Annotated in this window: 19 protein-coding genes; 6 read left to right on the forward strand and 13 right to left on the reverse strand. The window is 43.6% G+C overall.

Features of this window, described 5'->3' with window-relative positions; translation table 11 throughout:
* Window positions 1-72: 72 nt before the first annotated feature.
* Window positions 73-2,700 (reverse strand): DUF5916 domain-containing protein, encoded by a 2,628-nt coding sequence (locus C900_RS05105; protein ID WP_009578583.1) that lies wholly within the window; start codon window positions 2,698-2,700, stop codon window positions 73-75.
* Between the two features lie 259 nt (window positions 2,701-2,959).
* On the opposite strand from C900_RS05105, the gene C900_RS05110 reads away from it, so the two are divergent.
* On the forward strand, window positions 2,960-3,322 hold the full coding sequence (locus tag C900_RS05110; protein ID WP_009578585.1) for a cupin domain-containing protein: 363 nt from the start codon (window positions 2,960-2,962) through the stop codon (window positions 3,320-3,322).
* 5 nt (window positions 3,323-3,327) lie between these two features.
* Here the strand turns inward: C900_RS05110 and C900_RS05115 are convergent, their stop codons facing one another.
* Both C900_RS05115 and C900_RS05120 read right to left on the reverse strand, forming a co-directional pair.
* Complete coding sequence (locus tag C900_RS05115) at window positions 3,328-3,909, reverse strand: DUF3592 domain-containing protein (RefSeq protein ID WP_009578586.1); 582 nt, start codon at window positions 3,907-3,909, stop codon at window positions 3,328-3,330.
* 204 nt (window positions 3,910-4,113) lie between these two features.
* Window positions 4,114-6,024: a M61 family metallopeptidase gene (locus C900_RS05120; protein WP_009578587.1), complete on the reverse strand. Its 1,911-nt coding sequence runs from the start codon at window positions 6,022-6,024 to the stop codon at window positions 4,114-4,116.
* A gap of 292 nt (window positions 6,025-6,316) precedes the next feature.
* Between C900_RS05120 and C900_RS05125 the strand changes: the two genes are divergently transcribed.
* Window positions 6,317-6,706 (forward strand): acyl-CoA thioesterase, encoded by a 390-nt coding sequence (locus tag C900_RS05125; RefSeq protein ID WP_009578588.1) that lies wholly within the window; start codon window positions 6,317-6,319, stop codon window positions 6,704-6,706.
* A gap of 24 nt (window positions 6,707-6,730) precedes the next feature.
* The gene (locus tag C900_RS05130; protein ID WP_009578589.1) at window positions 6,731-7,090 is read left to right on the forward strand and encodes a hypothetical protein; all 360 of its coding nucleotides are present in this window, start codon (window positions 6,731-6,733) and stop codon (window positions 7,088-7,090) included.
* Between the two features lie 41 nt (window positions 7,091-7,131).
* Here the strand turns inward: C900_RS05130 and tpx are convergent, their stop codons facing one another.
* The 8 genes from tpx to C900_RS05170 form a co-directional block, all read right to left on the reverse strand.
* Entirely contained in the window at window positions 7,132-7,629 is a 498-nt protein-coding gene (tpx, locus tag C900_RS05135) for a thiol peroxidase (protein WP_009578590.1), read from the reverse strand.
* A 12-nt stretch (window positions 7,630-7,641) separates the two neighbouring features.
* A complete protein-coding gene (locus C900_RS05140) occupies window positions 7,642-9,531 on the reverse strand; it encodes a M1 family metallopeptidase (protein ID WP_009578591.1) in 1,890 nt (629 codons plus the stop codon).
* 6 nt (window positions 9,532-9,537) lie between these two features.
* The gene (locus C900_RS05145) at window positions 9,538-10,704 is read right to left on the reverse strand and encodes an AIR synthase-related protein (RefSeq protein WP_009578592.1); all 1,167 of its coding nucleotides are present in this window, start codon (window positions 10,702-10,704) and stop codon (window positions 9,538-9,540) included.
* 160 nt (window positions 10,705-10,864) lie between these two features.
* The gene (locus tag C900_RS05150; RefSeq protein ID WP_009578593.1) at window positions 10,865-11,176 is read right to left on the reverse strand and encodes a type II toxin-antitoxin system RelE/ParE family toxin; all 312 of its coding nucleotides are present in this window, start codon (window positions 11,174-11,176) and stop codon (window positions 10,865-10,867) included.
* Window positions 11,170-11,427 carry a hypothetical protein gene (locus C900_RS05155; RefSeq protein ID WP_009578594.1) on the reverse strand — a complete coding sequence of 86 codons (258 nt, stop codon included), beginning with the start codon at window positions 11,425-11,427 and terminating at the stop codon, window positions 11,170-11,172. The genes C900_RS05150 and C900_RS05155 overlap by 7 nt, the downstream gene beginning before the upstream one ends.
* Before the next feature lie 126 nt (window positions 11,428-11,553).
* A complete protein-coding gene (locus C900_RS05160; RefSeq protein WP_009578595.1) occupies window positions 11,554-12,255 on the reverse strand; it encodes a metallophosphoesterase family protein in 702 nt (233 codons plus the stop codon).
* 126 nt (window positions 12,256-12,381) lie between these two features.
* Complete coding sequence (locus C900_RS05165) at window positions 12,382-14,391, reverse strand: CHU_0125 family OmpA-like outer membrane integrity protein (RefSeq protein WP_157493897.1); 2,010 nt, start codon at window positions 14,389-14,391, stop codon at window positions 12,382-12,384.
* 84 nt (window positions 14,392-14,475) lie between these two features.
* Complete coding sequence (locus C900_RS05170; RefSeq protein ID WP_009578597.1) at window positions 14,476-14,961, reverse strand: hypothetical protein; 486 nt, start codon at window positions 14,959-14,961, stop codon at window positions 14,476-14,478.
* A gap of 227 nt (window positions 14,962-15,188) precedes the next feature.
* Here C900_RS05170 and C900_RS05175 point away from each other — a divergent pair, with 227 nt between their 5' ends.
* The 3 genes from C900_RS05175 (at window position 15,189) to C900_RS05185 (ending at window position 17,064) form a co-directional block, all read left to right on the forward strand.
* A complete protein-coding gene (locus C900_RS05175; protein ID WP_009578599.1) occupies window positions 15,189-15,848 on the forward strand; it encodes a DM13 domain-containing protein in 660 nt (219 codons plus the stop codon).
* A 5-nt stretch (window positions 15,849-15,853) separates the two neighbouring features.
* Window positions 15,854-16,711 (forward strand): hypothetical protein, encoded by an 858-nt coding sequence (locus tag C900_RS05180; RefSeq protein WP_009578600.1) that lies wholly within the window; start codon window positions 15,854-15,856, stop codon window positions 16,709-16,711.
* Between the two features lie 77 nt (window positions 16,712-16,788).
* Entirely contained in the window at window positions 16,789-17,064 is a 276-nt protein-coding gene (locus C900_RS05185) for a hypothetical protein (protein ID WP_009578601.1), read from the forward strand.
* Here C900_RS05185 and C900_RS05190 read toward each other — a convergent pair.
* Both C900_RS05190 and C900_RS05195 read right to left on the reverse strand, forming a co-directional pair.
* The gene (locus C900_RS05190; RefSeq protein WP_009578602.1) at window positions 17,061-17,858 is read right to left on the reverse strand and encodes a (Fe-S)-binding protein; all 798 of its coding nucleotides are present in this window, start codon (window positions 17,856-17,858) and stop codon (window positions 17,061-17,063) included. The two genes, C900_RS05185 and C900_RS05190, sit on opposite strands and share 4 nt — an antisense overlap.
* 30 nt (window positions 17,859-17,888) lie before the next feature.
* Window positions 17,889-19,229, reverse strand: a complete 1,341-nt coding sequence (locus tag C900_RS05195) for a 4Fe-4S dicluster domain-containing protein (protein ID WP_009578603.1) — start codon at window positions 19,227-19,229, stop codon at window positions 17,889-17,891.
* Window positions 19,230-19,247: the final 18 nt, after the last annotated feature.

Consider the following 19,247-nt stretch of genomic DNA (forward strand, 5'->3'; position numbering starts at 1 on the left):
AGCTTTTTTACATAAACAGACCTTATATTACGTCAGTAACCAGTGGTAAAGCTCTTCATCTTCAAAAAAAGACTATAATATAAATCTATATGTATACTTGATCAGAAAAGCATTGTGTGGTTTTTTGTCAAAAAGGCCGTTGTACAAATGGTTGAAACTGTGTTTGTCAACAGAAGGAGATTCATCCCGATTCTGTGTCCATACCAGAAAAAGTGTAGAACCAGGAATGTACTCCCAGCGCACCACCATGTTTGATCTGAATTGCGCAAAATTAAAATCGGGATTTCCAATGGCAAAATCTGTATTTCCATCACCATTTTCATCCAACTGATGCTCCTCATTCGCCAGATTATAAGTACTGGCAAGCAGATCAAATCTATTGTGATAGTTCTCCGCGTTAGCCTGGGTTACTTTTTTGAAGTGAGAATATCTCCCCGATGCTGCGAACGGCTGACCCCAGTACTGTAGTGACAGGTTGGGAGTGATCATATAAGTCATTCTCAATGACAGGTTATAAGTATTCTGATCAATACTAGCTATAATGTAGTCATCTTTTTCAGATCGCTCAACAGTTTCTACATATTGTAATTCACTATGGTTGTTACTTACACTGGGGGAAGCCGATATCACCAGTGCGTTGGTAGGGCGAAAGTTAAAGTTAAGAGCAAAACCCCTATTATGTTGGTAACCATCAAAGCCCTGACCCCACCAGCCTTCAGCGCTCACCCTGAGCTTTTTGCGATGGTCAGTCCCCACCCACAGCCACTGGCTGAACCGCCCGGGATATGTTAACGAGGGGCCTCCACGAAGGTCTGCATTGGAAATTGTATTGCCTGTGAGCTCAAATCCGGAGCTTACTCCCCAGAAATTCTTAAACTCCAGGTGCCCGTTCATTTCCACACCCCGTTCGATGTTTACTCCACCAAAATCCCATGATAAGTATTGCATCAGATTCGTTCGCATGGAACGAAAAGCGCCAAAGGGTTTCAGCTTCCGGTACTGCATCCATGCCCATTGGCTCATGATGTCGGTTTGGGATAAAAAGCCAACATCATTTAATTCAAGACCGGGAGATCGCCAGGTAAAACCGGCATCGTAGATGATTTTTCCGCTTCTCTTTCCAAAAATCAGGGTTCCTCCTGTTCCAGATAATGATTTTCTACTGCTGTCCAGTTTGGTGTGATGATTATCAGGTCGTTGAAAAAATCTTTCTGCTGACTCTTGTGTGGCTTTAATCGCCTCTGTATCTCCTTTGACATGGCTATACGTAACTTTAGCGCCAAAAAAATACGTCCGCTGCAACCAATGATGTGTAAAATCCAGCCCCCCGCTGTAGGCCTCGCGGTGTAGCCAGTTCAACGATTCACCATCGATTTGGCGATGCATGGCCGTAAACATACCACCTACCAGGGTATTCCCTTCATTGATATCCTGCTGTGCCCGGGCAATGAAATAATTTGTCATAGGCTCAACCACCTCCTTTCGCCTTACCCCCAGGCTATCTATTTCCGCCTCTTCCCTGGCTGTAACAGATTCCAATATGCCCCATGAAAATCCATTTTTATTTTTACCCGTGAGTTTGACCGCCCCTAGAATGCTCGTATTAGTTGGCTTGTCTACATACTCATCCACGTTATCTTCACCGGATTCATCTGTATCAACCGATCCCTGGGGGCTCCTGCCTATTCTTCTGGAGTAGAATAGATTGTTGTTATTATTATTTTCTACCGGAAAGGTAAGGATGTTGTTTCCCTCAATGAAGAATGGGCGCTGCTCAGGAAAGAAAAGCCTGAATGCTGACAGGTTGACCTGTGAAGGATCAGCCTCCACCTGGCCGAAGTCAGGGTTGACGGTCAGGTCAAGCGTAATGTCGCTCGTCAAACCAATTTTAGCGTCAGCTCCAAAGCTGATATCTGAAGACGAGCCTGTGCGGTATGGATTTCCATCTTCTTTTTGGTAACGTTCCGATCTGGCCACCATGTATGGCTGTATTTCAAGCTGCTTTTGTGGCTTGATCCCGGTGATTCCCCGCAGCTCTCCGAAAAGATGCACCCATCCGGGGGCATCCTGGGGAATATACTGCCAATTAGACCGCTCGTTGTTCCTAAAAAACCTCCTGGTCACCTGCATACCCCAAATGTGCTCCGGTTTATCAGCAAACCTCAACTGACTGAGTGGTATCTTCATTTCAGCAATCCAGCCCTCTTCGTTGATGCTCGTCTGAAGATACCATATTGGATCCCAGTTAGCATCCCAATTATTACCATTATTCGACACGTATTCATCCCCCTTAACTCCTGAAACCGAAGCCGTAAAAGAAAAAGCCGTGCGCTTATCGTAGTAGCTGTCGATATTTATTTCCACAAAGTCTCCCTCAAAACCATCTCTTCTAGACATCCTGTTTACGATCTTGTCAGGTTCAGAGTCGAGATTTTTGAACAGCACGTAAAGGTTTTTAGCGTCATACAAAACCTTAAATTTGGTCTGAACCGATGGCTCACCACCATCATCAGGGGAATGTTGGGTGAAATCGCCTCCTCCCCACTCCACTTGCTCCCAGGCAGGGTCATCAGCATAACCATCGATCTTTGGCGCTTCACCTTGCAAGCGCTGGGTAGTATAAACCTTTACCTGTTGATCTTGCGAATAACATAAAATGGCAACCCCAAAAAGGGTAAAAGTAAAAAGTACAAACTTCATTGTGAGAATTTTATCCCTGTTAATATTTACTGGTAAAGGTTGTAATGGTTACAGGAAAACGGGTTGCTGATGTCCAAAGGTCGGTAATTTATGACAGACGTAGCATTAAATTATACAGACGGAGCTATGAGTTTATGGAAGTCCAGGCAAATATTGTATCAGTCAAAAAGCCCGTGCTGGGAATTTTCCCGCTTTCTCCTGTATAGATTCTTAGTGTAAAGCATTAACTTCATAAGACAAATTAAAATTCTTGACTGTAATGAATTCCAAAGTAAACCTGAAAGAAAAACTCACGCTATTCTCTGCACATTGGACACCAAAGATCATCGGGGAACTAAACGGGCAATATGTAAAACTAGCTAAGCTACAGGGAGAAATGGTATGGCATGACCATGCCAATGAGGACGAGCTGTTTCTTGTTATCAAGGGGAGCATTACCCTGCACTTCAGAGATGGAAAGATAGACCTGAACGAAGGAGAAATGTATATTGTACCCAAAGGAGTGGAGCACCTTCCTGAAGCAAAGGAAGAATGCCATGTCTTACTTTTTGAACCAAAGTCGACCGCTCATACCGGAGATGTGGAGTCAGCGCTTACTGTAAAGGATTTGGAGTGGATTTAGGCGTGCTACCTTCCTCTAAAAGCAAAAAACACGGCCATTCCTATTCCGAAAAACAATAAACCCATTCCGCCAATGAGCGTTATCACGAACCACCTTTCGGTGAATGTATTCACGATGACGTCAGTAGGGTTGTCGGGATTAACAAATACCTCCACCTGCTCTCCCAATTCATAGCTTGGTGGATTGGATGAGACGGTGGAATAGTAGCTATACATCTGCCCTTTGTATTCATAGTCGATGACCGGTTGAGAGGGATTACTTACCACCACTCCGATAGCCGGTTCTGCTGTTTCGAGAAATTTCTGATGGGAAATAAAGAGGTAGATGATCAGACTGAGCATAATAGCTCCGATTATTCCAAATACCAGCCCTATCACACTGCCGGCCTTACTGCCAGCCCGTGTAAAGACGGGTGGAGGGCCCACATATTCATGATCAGCAATGTCCTCATCGATGAGTTCGGCCAGTCGTTTGCTTTCTCTAAGACTGAGGTCAAAGTGGTCTCTAAGGTATTTTATAGCTTCTATTTTCCGCCCATGGACGAGCAGGGTCCGCACATGCTGTTTTTGCTCTTCGGTAACTTGCATAGGTAAAAAGGATAGAGCCTTAATTTACATAAATTCGATATGAAATGCTTGAAAAAGGCAGTCATCCTATCCCGAAAGCTTTCGGGAGAAGGATCTTACTAAGTTTTTAATTGTACCCTTCGAACTTAGTAAGATTCTTCCTCCTTTTCCCGAAAGCGCCCGAGACAGGCAGAATGGCCTTAAATGGAGGTTTTTTGCTCGGTCCTAGTTCCTGGGCTTAAGCCACGCCTTTTGCAACGCTATTTGCTCTTCGGATGGGTTTTCAGAAAATCCCAGCACATACTGTTGTGGCATTTCCACTTTAAAGATTTCAGAACTGAGCTCTACTTCTACCTGCTTACCTTCTGCATTAGTCCTGATTACCGTATAAGTTAATGTATCTCCTTCGGAGAGGCTATCATGTACTTTGCCAATAAATGCGCCTAACTCAGGCCCCAGGTCCGGGAGTTCTTCCCTATTAATACCCAGCAGTATGTCTCCCTCTTCAAACCCCAGAGAATCACCCATGGCGTTCAGGTTTTCAATATCGCCAATAGCCAACTTGTTCTTTCCATTATAAGAAGCAATGGTAATATTATTCTGAGTAATACCAAGAGAGTAGCCCATCACGTTTTTGTGCTGCGCAAATTCAATTCCCACAAGATCAAGAATATCCTCATAAGGAAGGGGTGTTGGCCCACCAACATGGGCATTCAGAAAATCACCAATTTCCTGATAGGTTATTTCGGTAATTACACCAAACAATTCTTCATCGTCAAATGCCTTCTTTTTACCATAGCGCCGGGAAAGATCTTTCATCAGATCTTGCAAACCATATTTGCCATCAGAAAGCTGCAGGAGTTTAATATCCAGGGCCAAGCCTATGAGTGCGCCCTTCTGATATACGTTATAATACTGATCAGAATAATCTTCCAGGGTGAATTTACTGATATCGGTAAAGGCCACCGTATCCAAAAAATTAGAGGCTACGATCATTTTTTGCCTTAGTATATCCAAATATTCCTCTTGTGTGATCAGGCCATATTTTACCTGCATATTTCCCGCGAAATATTCCGTAACCCCTTCGTACATCCATAAGTGCTTAGACATTTGAGGGTTGTTGAAATCAAAATTTTCTATCTCTTCGGAATGGACAGTAAGCGGGGTTACAATGTGGAAAAATTCATGTGCAGCAAAATCTCTCAGTTGCTGGTTCATATTTTCTATCCGTGTTTCAGGCATATAATAAACTGAGCTATAAGAATGCTCAAGCGCCCCGTAAGACATCACCGGCTGATCGGTAAAATAAAATATAAAGGCATACTTATCCACAGGAAGCTCCCCCCCCAGATATTCCTTTTGTGCCATCAATACTTCCTTTATACTGGCGGCTATCTCGTTAGCGGTGATCACATTGTTTGGTGAATAAGAGGCAATGAGCACATCGGTATCCGCTACCTTCACGAACGCAGTATCCGGCTCGCTGTACATCAATGGAGAATCAATGAGTAAGTCATAGTCATCCACTACAAACTGGTCCACTTTTTTACTTTGTGAAGCTTGTTCATTGCCTTCTAGTTTCACAATAGCGCTGAGATCTGCATTTGTGGTAGACGGGATCAATCCTGTAGCTCCGTAAAAACCCTCGGGACGAATGATATTTAGTTTAAATTGCATTTCCTTCATCCCCTCAAAATAGCCAAAGAATCCGCTGGTATTGATCAGAAAGTTCTTCCCCTCCTCAATATTTGTACCCGCCGGCTGGAATATATTCGGTCCTGCAATTGGAGTATCATAGGTATCGTCTACCCAATAGCTGATCTTAGCCAGCTTGTTCGCCTTTCTTATTTTCCATGAATTGTTATCCAGCCTTTCAATTTCTAATAGCCGTCCTTTTTTATCGAATGCCTGGAAATCAGAAACCATACGGCCATAGTCGGCAATACTATAGGTGCCGGGAATAATTTTAGGCAGGTAAAAAGTTATTTCATCTTGTTTGATTGAAGGTGGTGCCAGCTCAACATAAACTTTATCATTATTTACACGGGTGAGGTCAATAACATATGTATATACATCGTTGGCCAGTAAGGACGATGCTCCCAACAGGAACATGCTCAGCATAATTAATTTTCTCATCTCTGTTTTTAAAAGGTTTAGTTGGGAAACTAACGAAAAGCCGATTACATTAGTTTTGAAGATGTGATAGGTGGATAAATAATCTTATAGGAACGCCTTTCTAATGATAAGAATATGAAGACCATAAAATAACTAGTGTTTGTAAGAAAACTCTAAGTGGTTTTAAGAAAACGCCAATGTCTGCGTTATGATTGTCCCAAAAATGCTCACGTACCTCAGTACGCTCCGCTTTTTGGGACTTCACAAGCCTTGACCTTGACGTTTTCTTAGAGACACTAACTAACTTAAAGGCATGAACTTTCACACACGTAAATGGGTAAAACCTGAGGATCTGAACCCCAACGGAACACTGTTTGGCGGCAGCTTATTGAAGTGGATTGATGAAGAGGCGGCTATATATGCTATTGTGCAGCTTGAAAACCAACGGTGTGTTACCAAATATATTTCGGAAATCAATTTTGTGAGCTCTGCCAAAAAAGGAGACATCATAGAGCTGGGAATGGAAGCTATGAATTTCGGGCGAACTTCGTTAACGCTTCGCTGCGAAGTGAGGAATAAGCTGACACACAAAACCATCCTTGCCATCGATAAAATTGTTTTTGTGAGCCTGGACGAAAACGGCAATCCTCAACCTCATGGTAAAACCGAAGTAACTTATGTAAAAGATCGTCTGACAAAATAGTAAATCTGTAATAACTTTAACATTATGAGCCCTGAAGTTCTAAGCGTAATCTCTTCCCTGGCCGGGGTGCTGGTTGGCGGTGGTATTTCTTTCCTACTGCAGAGAAACCAGTTGCGGAATGCTTACAAAATTAAAATAGAAGAGCTGAAAACAGAGCATATGGCCGAACGCACAGCCCGGTATTACCTGTCTCACAAGGGGTATACTGATCGCAAATTCGAAACCATAAAAAAAGGACTAGGTGGATTTGATGATGACGAATTAAGAAGGATACTGGTGCGCGCCGGAGCGATCAGAAGCTATCGCGATGATGAGGAGTGGTGGACTTTGCTTGAGAGGCTTCCCGAGAAGATAGAAAAAAAGAGATCTAAGGCTGAAAGCTAAAGGCGCCCTGACAGTTATTTTGCACTGTCAGGGTGAATCCATTAAAGCGCTTTCAAAGCACTTTCATAATCAGGCTCTTCGGTAATTTCGTTGACCAATTGAGAGTATTTTACTGTCCCTTTTTCATCCAGAACCACTACGGACCTGGCATCAAGACCCGCTAAAGGCCCATCTTCCATGCGTATGCCATACTTAGTTGCAAAGTCAGGGTGTCTGAAGTCAGAAAGAGACACTACGTTTTTAATGCCTTCTGCTCCACAAAATCTTTGATGAGCAAATGGCAGGTCTTTAGAGATACATAACACCATTGTGTTATCAAGCCCGGCCGCCTTTTCATTGAATTTACGCACGGAGGTTGCACAGGTGGATGTGTCTATGCTGGGAAATATATTCAGCACCAGCTTTTTGCCTTTGAAATCGCTCAATTTCACGTCACTAAGGTCTAATTTTGTTAGTGTACAATCAGGCGCAGATGAGCCTGCCTGCGGTAAATTACCATTTGTACTTACCGGATTTCCTTTTAAAGTTACTTTAGCCATTGGTTTTAGTGTTTACTGTTTTGGTTGCCCTCCTAACATTTCATCGATGGTGTTTGTTGCGACAAAATGGTAGTTAGGCCTTGCTTTTTTATAGATCTCCTGCGCCATCTTTTTACCTTCCTCTGTTTTTATCAACTCCCCATAAAGAGGCGTAAGAAATTTCCTTCTCCCCGTATGCACCAGAAAGTGCTCCAGCTTAACGTACGCTGCCTCATATTCATGCTTAATAACCTGTAGCAACCATGCCATCAGCACTTCTGAGTTGCCTGTTTGTGTAAAACCAAATGTCTTATCCAGTTCGGTCATTTTCCCTTCTTCGAGTTCTGCAGGAAGCGATCGGACGAAGTGCAGCCATTCATGTGAAGACCAACCGGTTGTGTCAAGCTGGTTAGCAGGTGTTCCCCCCATAAATTTCTCCAGCTCTTTGTTAACAAAAACAAACCTATCGGATTGGGGTGCAGGTACATCATCCGGCAGCCTGGGATGATATATCCATTCGTTGATCTTCACTTCGCCAATATTCAGCCTCTCCTTCTCAATCAGATGCGTGTCTAACTGGTCAATAAATTCCTCCGTGGTCATTACCCTGAAAGCATTTCTTTCGAAGTAATCTTTCAAAAACCTGTCAAAAGCATCTCTTCCGGCCGCCTCCTCAAGGTATCTTAGGAACAGGTATCCTTTATCATAAGCAATGGAGGTTACGCCATCATCAGGATTTCTGCCCTCCAGCTCCAGTTTCAGTCTTGTGTCGGCCTCTTTGCCCTGTTCTCTCATGGTTTCTACCTCTTCTACCAGGTCCTGAGCGGCCAATGAAGCGAGCATTTCGGAGTAATCCCGGCCGTAAAGCTTTTCCATGATCCGCTGTTCAAAATAGACCGTAAAGCCCTCGTTGAGCCAGAAATCATTCCAGGTGGCGTTGGTTACAAGATTGCCGGACCATGAATGCGCCAGCTCATGCGCTACGAGAGAAGTTAGCGAACGGTCTCCCGCCAAAATAGTTGGTGTAGCAAAAGTAAGCCGTGGATTTTCCATTCCTCCGAAAGGAAAACTGGGAGGCAACACCAAAAGATCATACCTCTCCCATTGGTAAGGCCCGTAAAGCTCTTCGGCTGCTGTTACCATTTCCTCCAATTCACCAAATTCATACTTCGCATCGTCAATTACGGAGGGCTCAGCATATACACCCGTTCGTGGGCCGATCTCCTGAAACTCCAGGTTACCGACAGCCAGCGCCAACAGGTAGGCCGGAATGGGCTGGTCCATTTTAAACTCATAAAAACCATCAGCGCTCTTCTTCTGTGGGTTCTCAGCGCTCATCAAAGCCATCAACGGAGCCGGCACCCGTACTTTTGCTGTGTAGGTAAATCTTATACCGGGAGAATCCTGAATGGGCACCCACGTTCTGGCAAGTATAGCCTGAGACTGGGTGAACAGAAACGGGTGTTCCTTTCCGGCCGTTTGAACTGGGGCCAGCCATTGAAGCGCCTCTGCGCCTTCCGAAGTAGTGTAGTAGATATTTACCCTTTCCACTTCAGGTGTGATGGAAATCTCAAGAGGACTTCCCATGATCTCGTCCTTTTTTCCCAGTTTGTAGGTCACCTCCTTTTCGCTCTCGCCTTCACCAACCGTTACCTTCTCAATGTCCAGGTCTTTGGTGTCCAGAATAAGCCTTTCAGCATCCTCGATATTCTCAACGGTCAATGTGGCTTTGGCGGTAATCTTCCTTGTATCAAAATCTACTTTTGCATCCCAGGCGAGGTGCTTTACCACTGACTCCTGCGGGCGAGCGTAACTGTGGGGGTCTTCTATTTTCATATCAGAAGTGGGTTCATCCTTTTTTTCAGACTGGCAAGCAGAAATAGCGGCCAGCAAAATGATTAAGTATTTTATTCTGTTTAACATTTATTGTTAGTTATAAGTGAATTCACCTTTTTCGCTTTTAATGGTCACTTGCTTCTTATCGGCAGCTTCTACTCTTCCAATTACCTTTGCCTCCACACCAAAGCTCCGGCTGATATCAATGATTTCCTGCGCATACTCTTCCTTAAGATATACTTCCAGCCTGTGCCCCATGTTAAAGACTTTGTACATTTCCTTCCAATCAGTGCCACTCTCTTCTCGGATGATCCTGAATAACGGGGGCACATCGAACAGGTTATCCTTGATCACATGTAGGCCTTCTATAAAATGAAGGACTTTGGTTTGTGCTCCTCCACTGCAATGCACCAACCCGTGGATATGCTTCCGATGACTTTTGAACACCTCCGCCATAATAGGAGCGTAAGTCCTGGTAGGGGAGAGTACCAGCTTGCCAACATTCAAAGGAGCATCGGAAACGGTATCCGTCAATTTATAGCTGCCGGAAAAAACCAGGTCTCGCGGTACGTCCGGGTCAAAGCTTTCGGGATATTTTTCTGCATAAGACTTATCGAAGACATCATGACGGGCTGATGTAAGCCCATTGCTACCCATTCCTCCATTATATTCACTCTCATATTTGGCCTGACCGAATGATGCCAGACCCACAATAACATCCCCAGCTTCTATACGATCATTGCTGATCACATCCTCCCTTTTCATTCTGGCCGTCACAGTGCTATCTACCACCACAGTTCGCACCAAGTCGCCAAGGTCAGCGGTTTCACCACCAGTGCTGATAATGTTCACACCATTATCCCTAAGCATCTGTAACACCTCCTCCGTTCCATTGATTAAAGCAGCGATCACCTCTCCGGGGATTAAATTTTTATTCCTGCCGATGGTTGAGGATAACAGAATGTGGTCCAATGCTCCAACGCACACCAGGTCATCAATATTCATGATGATGGCATCCTGCGCTATGCCTCTCCACACCGACATGTCACCGGTTTCCTTCCAATACAGATAGGCCAGTGACGACTTGGTGCCGGCACCATCGGCATGCATGATGTTGCAGTAGGCCGGATCCCCGGCAATATAGTCTTCTACGATCTTGCAGAAAGCCTGTGGGTACAGCCCTTTATCAATGTTTTTAATGGCATTGTGCACATCTTCTTTAGATGCAGAGACTCCACGTTGTGCGTAGCGTTCGCTCATAATTTGAATTTAAGGAATGAGAACCACAAAAATAAGAAAAGTGGCGACTGTTGCAGGTAATTTGGAGGTAGTAATTTGGTGGGGTGGTTTACAGGGTACTTAAGAAGTGGGCTGCGTTTTGTGGTGGCTGTGGGCTTTGGGGTGGATTTAAACTGAGGGATCACTCTCCTAACTTGTCAGGGTGCTCACTGGTATGCATAATATTAATGATGTCGATACTATTTTCTCCCACTTCATAAACTATTCTATAGCTCCAGCGAAAAAACCTCCTGATATTTCCTGCGTTTTCAGGATAATATTCTTCTGACTGGTATTTGTATGGGTGTGAGGGTAAAGATTTTGTCGCTTTAAAGATCTCTGATCTTACTGCCTTAGCGGCTGTGGGTGATTCCTCTCTGATGTGCTTGTAGATCTGTTCCAATGAGGTGCTGGCTTTTAAAGACCAGACAACTTTTCGCTTTTTAGCTACCAATTCTCTGATTCTTTTTCCAAATCTTCCTGACTAATGATTTTTCCCTCTCTTATCTGTTGACGGGCTTCATCTATGTCCCGCTTGTATACTTCAATAGTAAGAGGTTGGCCATCTGATGTATAGCCTATGATTTTACCTTTCTTTTGTAGCAGTGATCTAAAATATGCCTGTACATGGTTCAAGATTTCCTGATCCTCTGTCTCCACTATGTACTTATGTAGGATGGACTTTATCTCTGAGATGGTTGCCATAACTTGCGCTTTATTCAAAGATAACACTTTTATGCTTACTTTTAGTTTCACTCATTCTAGTGTGAAGCATTCACCCCTCTTAAATCAGTAGCTTCACCTAATGATAAAAGGAGAAACAACAGTATTCTATTTCGTTCCAAAACTCACCTCCTCTGTTTTAATGCCATCTTCATCGAATTCGATGATCCTGTAGCCAAATGTGGAATTATCTGTAACAATTTCTTTTGCAGACTTTACGATTTGGTAAGAGGAAGCGTGTGTTATGATTTGCCTGATGTTTCCTTCGGTACGCTCATCATTCATATGGTAGTGGCCGCAAAACACAGTGATTTCCTTCCCTGTTGCTTTTAGTAAAGGCTGTAGCTCTGCTCTGTTTTTAAGCGGATGCACCTTATCAATAGGGGTATCCACTGCAAAGATAGGGTGGTGGATAAATAGTACCAGATTTTTATTGCTATTCACTTCTGCTTTCAACCAGGTCAACTGCAGGGGGCTGATTTCTGTTGAAGAAGTATCTAAAAACAGGTATTTATAGTCGCTGTCCTCCAAGGTGTAAAAAAGCTCATTTGTGCCGTGCCCATTCCGGTAGTACTTTGCCACCTGATTGAAGTTATCATGGTTACCCAAAACTAGCTTGAGGGAAAACGGGCGTAAAGTTTCGAAGAACCATTGATGGGCATTGTGGTCACCAATGTCCCCGCCAAAAACAACCTCTCCAATTTTCCTCGATTTCAGGTCTTCAATAATGGTGGCCCAGTTTTGCTTTGGATCGACAGTCGGTGATGGTTCGTTCAGGTGGATATCGGTGATGAAGGCTACTTTTTTCATGGATGGAGGTTAGATGCTCAGCAGCATTTCGTGTTAGGTTTGTAAGACAGTGCCATCTTCCGTGCTATCTTCCTGCTAAAGCCAGTCCAGCTATCCATCGGGCATCTTACTTTAATTACCCATTAATTACCTACCCCCCGAATCACCCTCTTCATCATCAAAGAAGCGATCCTCATCAAATTCACCGGCTGTTTCGGGTTTTCTTTCACCGACCTCAAGTATTTTAAATTCTGTCCTCCGGTTAACCTGGTGCTCTTCCTCTGTTTTGGCATTAGGGATGATCAGCTTAGATTCACCATATCCTTTAGCCATAAGCCTGCTAGCCGTTATTCCTTGTGATATAATATAATCAACAGCAGATCTTGCTCTCCGCTGTGACAATTTCATATTATAGTCATCATCAGCGCGATCATCAGTATGAGAGCTCAACTCTATTTTCAGTTCGGGGTTATCTTCCAAAATGGTTACCAGCTTATCCAGCTCTCGTGCGGCATCTTCCCGTATATCAGCTTTATCCAGGTCGTAGTAAATATTTTCCAATACGAATATCTTGTTCTTCTCTATCTTCTCAAGCACCAGTAAAGTATCAAAACGCACGTCCGTCACCAAGTCTTTCAATGTATCCCTGTCCACAGCCCTGCCTACTGTCGTAAACTGTGTTCTGGTAATCAGATATTGATCCTTTCCTCCTCGCTTTTCTCCTACCAGGTTGTAGTGCTCATGCTCATAAACTCTGAACAAAAATTTCCCGTCATCGGTGGTGGTACTTTCATCAAGGACCTCCCCTTTGTAATCCAGCAGCCTGACATTAACGCCCGGCAATATTACCAACTCATTTTTGTCATTATGGGTTTTTGTAAGACCTGCCAGGTAATAGTTAACTATTTTCAGATCGGGATCTTCATTCACAAAAGTATAGATATCATCATCCCCCTTTCCGCCTTCGCGATTAGAGGTGAAAAAGCCACGATCGGCTTTAAAAAGGAATAAACCGAAATCATCCGCATTGGAGTTCAGAGGCTCTCCGAGGTTCTCGATCTCAATCCGGCCGTTCCTCCTTTTAGCTACAAAAAGATCCAACCCTCCAAAGCCCGGGTGTCCGTCACTTGAGAAATACATGTGCCCGTCATCAGAAATATATGGGAACATTTCGTTGCCCGTGGTATTGATCTCAGGCCCCAGGTTGGTCACCTTGTGAAACCGACCCCTTGAATCTCGCTTTGCTGAGTAAATATCGGTGCCACCATATCCTCCGGGACGGTTGGATGCGAAATATAAAGTACGGCCATCACGACTAAAAGCAGGAGAAGAGTCCCAATAACCCGGGTTGTTAATATTCAGCATTCTTGGCTCAGTCCACCCGTCTCTGCGATTGCTGGAAATGTAGAGGTTAACATCAGCAGTACCCTTTTTCTTGCCGGAATTGCCCCGCGCAAATACCATGGTCTTTCCATCCGGGCTGAAGGTAACGGACCCCTCGTTAATATTATAATAATTAATAAGATCCCCTAACCCTACAATGGTTGTAGTGTCTACCCTTGCTCCCTGGGTTTTTACTTTATAGATGTCAGTGAAAGGCGTTCCTGTGGCTTTATATATCTTGTCAATACCTCTCGATGAAGTAAAATAGAGTTCTCCATCCTGATAAACAGGAGCATATTCGGCATAGGGTGAGTTAATCTCATCCAGGTTTTTTACCCTAAAATAATTCTTTTTGGCACGGATCTCATCCAGGTTATTGAGGTTATCAAATTCCTCCTGCGAACGCTTTGCCAACCCCTTATCATCTACAGTTTTAAGGTGCTGCTCCAGTTGTTGTCTGGCTTCGGCATATTTCCCATTTGACTTTAGCGAGAATGCATAAAAAAGACGAATGGAATCGTTTTTCAAACCGCGATCAAGGGCTGTTTTATAATATGGCTCTGCTTCCTGCAACCTGTTCGACTGACGGTATGATTCAGCTATATAGAAATTAGCTTCGGCATTGTTGGGGTCTTTCCTGAGTACTTGCTCGTAAAGATCTATGGTTGACTGGAACTGCCCGCGATCAAATGTTTTTGATGCTTTCTTTTCTACACTGCATGATATCACGAGCAACAGCGTGAAAGCCATCGAAATTCTGAATATCGCATTCATTGCATAATCCTTTGTCTAAAGTTATGATTATTAATCCTAATCGTATAACGACAGGAATAATTTTTATGTTGTAGCCATGAATCTTTAATTGAAATACCTACCCAACCAGGTAGATTTGGCAGGTACCATCCATGCCGATGCTAATTCTCCTTTCACGGAAACCAAATTGTTAAAAGTGAGCGTGTCTTCTTGTATGGTTCCTTCATCCACTTTGGACTTCAACTGTGAAAGAGGCTCCAGAAACACCTCTTCGTTCAACACAAAGGCAACTTTAGTACGATCAAAAAAATTAATCTGCAGATCACTTTCAAGCTGCTTCACAAAATGAACCGAGGCATCTATAGAGCAGCCACTAGCCATATTATGAGATTCATCTACAGTAATGATGAGAAACTGATCGTGAAAAATCCTGAAAGAACATTTCAATGGAGCGCCATGTGCCGCCCAGCCTTCGCAAAACGATCTTCCCAGGCCTTCAATATGGCTCTTATCTGCATCCGTAAGCTTTTTGTCCGACTGGTAAATCCATACACGGGCGTTATCGGGCATGTTTTCAAATGGTATCAACATAGCAACAAATTTAAAAATTAAAACCGGAATCGGGCTGATTAAGTTTCGAGCTTCCCTGAATAATGCGGTCAGATTTAACGATTTTATATTTCTTAACGGAAAAATTGCCTAAAAAGTCAGAAGGTTGACTTTTTATCATTACACCGGTGCATAAGTTTACAATCGGAAATAAGACACCTGTTGAACCTCAAGTGTCTGGCACAACTTTCATATTTACATCTAACTATATGAATAAAATCATGGCATTATTGCTGATTTTCCTTTGCGGTTGCATCGGAACAGATATCATCGATGATGAAATGGATGAGGTGATCATCATTGAAAACATTATCGACACACTGAAGGTAGGGGATCAGCATCAGTTCAAAGCGCGCTATCTCAATAATGTTGGCATCGAAACACCAACTAACTTCAACTGGAATTCTTCTGATGCCGCTGTTATTTCCATAGAGGATAGTGGCATTGCAACTGCCCATCAAATAGGCTCTGTTAAGCTAACTGTTGACGCAGAGGGAATATCCGAATCTATTGAGGTAGCTGCTGGCAATAAGACCAGTGAGGCTGCAAACGAAAGAACTGCCAATCTGGTGACTGTAAGTTCCTACCCTTTGACCGGAACAGCCACCCTGAAAAAAGGAGACAACGGATTGATACTTCAGCTTGAAGACAATTTCAATACCACCTCGGCATTACCAGGATTATATGTCTATCTTACCAACAACGTAAATACTTTAAATGGTGCTCTTGAAGTAGGCAAGGTAACAGCATTCAATGGTAGTCAGTCCTATGAGATTACGGCTACTACCAATTTATTCGAATATAATTTTGTTTTGTTTTACTGCAAGCCATTCGTAGTGCCGGTAGGCAATGGCAAACTTAACCCCTGATACGTATGAATTCCAGATTAGTATTAGCCGTCTTTCTGATAGCATCGGCCTCCACAGCAATGGCGGGTGGTGGCTGGCCACAGCCCAAAGGCAAGGTTTATTTAAAACTTAGCCAATGGTGGGTAATATCTGATCAGCATTTTACCAACACAGGCCAAATAGACCCGAACCTGACGCGAGGGGCCTTCAATACCAGTATTTATGGCGAATATGGCTTCACTGACCGCCTGACAGGGATACTCTATTTTCCCTTCTTCAGCCGTGCCACTTTGAACGAGCAGGTATCGGGTACAACAGGAATGTTGATATCAGAAGGGGATGCGGTAAACAGTGTTGGTGACGCAGACATCAGCCTCAAATATGGACTGATCACTAACAAACCTATTGTTGTCAGTGCGTCTTTGACGCTCGGCCTGCCTCTTGGCAATGACAGCGGTGGCAGGGATGGCTCATTACAGACGGGAGACGGGGAATTCAATCAAATGATTACTATTGATGTAAGTAAGAGCTTTAAAATAGGAGATTTGTACCCTTTTTTAACTGTAAGCGCTGGCTTTAATAACCGAACAAACGATTATTCGGATGAATTCAGGTATGGCGTTGAGGGAGGCATTACGTTTAAAAAATTTACCGGCATCCTTCGCGTATATGGAATTAAATCTCTGCAAAACGGAGAAGAAAATTTTAATGCCATGGGCACGAGCCTATTTGCCAACAATGTTGAGTACATGTCCTTCTCTCCTGAGTTGGCTTACAATTTCACCGAGTCACTCGGTATTTCCGCCTCATATGGTACGGCCTTTTCGGGAAAGCTCATTTATGCCAACCCAAGTTATTCTGTGGGTGTATTTCTAAAATTTTAGCCTCGACAGTCCTTGTGATATTTCTGTGATACTTAATGGTGAATTTTGATAATATCAAAAACTTAAACCTAAGAATCATGAAAAAAATACTGATAGCAATGTTGTCTCTCGTAGTATTATTCGGCTGTGGAAATGATGATGACAGTCCGGATAATGATCCGGCTCCCTTTTTGTTGAAGCCCTTAGCAGGCGATGTCCCGGCAGATGCGTCAGCAGCCACTTTGTATGACATAAAGAATATTGCCGCAAGCACTTATCCTACTGGAAATGTAAAGACAATTAGCTGTTGGACTTATATTTCGGACCCTGGACTCTTGATACGTCCAGGGTTTTTATATCTCAGGCATGATTAACCTCTAAGGCCCTCTTCGATCAACTCTGCCAGGTCCTTTACCTTCACCTCTCCCTCTTTCTCTTTATTCTTCACGCCATCGCTCATCATTGTCATACAAAACGGACAGGCGACTGCAATGGTATCGGCTCCTGTACTGAGTGCTTCCTCCGTTCGCTCCACATTTACCTCTTTCTTTCCGGGCTCTGCATCTTTGAACATCTGACCGCCACCGGCACCACAGCAAAAACCTTTGGTTCTGCATCGCTTCATTTCAACCAATTCTGCATCCAGCGCCTCTAACACTTGTCGGGGGGCTTCATAAATGTTATTGGCTCTGCCCAGATAGCATGAATCGTGGTAGGTGATTTTTCTACCTTTAAATTCTCCCCCTCCTTTCAGTTTTACACGACCCTCATTGATCAGTTGTTGTAGAAATGCCGAATGATGGATTACCTCATAATGACCGCCCAATGCGGGGTATTCATTTTTGATTGTGTTGAAACAATGAGGACAAGCCGTTACCACCTTTTTTATGTTATAACCGTTCATCACCTGGATGTTGGAGACGGCCTGCATCTGAAAAAGAAATTCGTTACCGGCCCTTCGTGCGGGATCTCCGGTGCACGTCTCTTCGGGGCCAAGAACAGCAAATGAAACGCCAACTGTATTCAATATTTTGACGAAAGCCTTGGTCACATTTTTATACCTGTCATCATAAGATCCTGCGCAGCCCACCCAAAACAGGATTTCCGGAGATTCACCACTTGCAGCCATTTCGGCCATTGTCGGCACTTTATATGTATTTTCACTCATTTCTTAAATGTTTTTATAAGGTCTTGACAATTATTTCTCTGCTTTTTCCGCCTTCAGGTCATTGGCCCAGTTAAATCTGTCTGTCGGGGCAAATTTCCAGGGAGCAAAGTTGGTTTCTATATTTTGGAACATGCTATTCCACGAAGCCGGAGAGCCGGATTCTTCCATCGCCACATACCGCTTCAGCTCATAGATGATCTCGAGAGGATTAATATTTACAGGACATGCCTCCACACAAGCCTGACAACTAGTGCATGCATTGATCTCCTCTTTGGTAATATAATCATGCAGCAGTGATTTGCCATCCTCCAGGCCCTTGCCTCCTGAGCCCATATTTTTTACTACTTCCTCTGCCCTATCCCTGGTGTCCATCATGATCTTTCGTGGGGAAAGAAGCTTTCCGGTAATATTAGCCGGACACTCAGAGGTACAACGGCCACATTCTGTACATGAATAAGCATCCATTAGGTTTTTCCACGTCAGGTCGTTAACGTCTTTGGCCCCAAACCTTCCTATTTCTTCAGACGGAGGAGCCGCCACCGCTTCTGTCTGGATGCCCAACATCATATTAACCTCATTGGTCACAGCGTCCATATTTTTCATCTGCCCCTGTGGAGATAAGGCGCTGTAATAGGTATTGGGGAATGCCATGAAAATATGCAAATGCTTTGAGTAAGTGATGTAGATAGCAAAACCCAAAATTCCCACAATATGAAACCACCATGCCGTGCGTTCAACTACAATTAAGCTGCCTGTACTCATGTTTTCAAAAAGAGGCATTAGCAGTGAACTAAAGAAAAGCTTTCCCGAAGCAGGATAATGCTCCGGGCTACGTATTTGCAAATGCTGATCTGCGGCATTCATAGTTAAAATGGCCAACATTAATGTAATTTCTATGATAAGGATCAGGTTGGCATCCAGCTTAGGCCATTGGGTCATTTCATAGGCATGAAACCTTTTTACTCGAAGTAGATTTCGCCTTACAAGAAAGATTACACATGATATTAAAACCGCAACGGCAAGAAACTCAAAGATATTCATCATCCATGGGTACACGTGGCCGAAATAGGGCGTAAAAGCGCGGTGTGCCCCGGTAAAGCCATCTACAACAAACTCCAGTACCTCAATATTAATAATTAAAAAACCACCGTATAAAAAAAGATGCAATACTGCAGGTATTGGCCTTTTAAACATCTTCTTTTGACCAAAGGCAATTAAGAGCATGTTGCGCCACCTGTCTTTTTTGTGATCATTGATCTTAACATCTTTACCAAGCAAAATGCCCTTTCTTATCATCCTTATTCGCCTGACAAGTATATAAGTGGCAACAGCCACGATCAGTATAAAAACTATTTGTGCTAGGTACTCCATGGTGTCAAATTAATCTTT

Source organism: Fulvivirga imtechensis AK7 (assembly GCF_000331535.1).
GTDB classification, from domain to species: Bacteria; Bacteroidota; Bacteroidia; order Cytophagales; family Cyclobacteriaceae; genus Fulvivirga; species Fulvivirga imtechensis.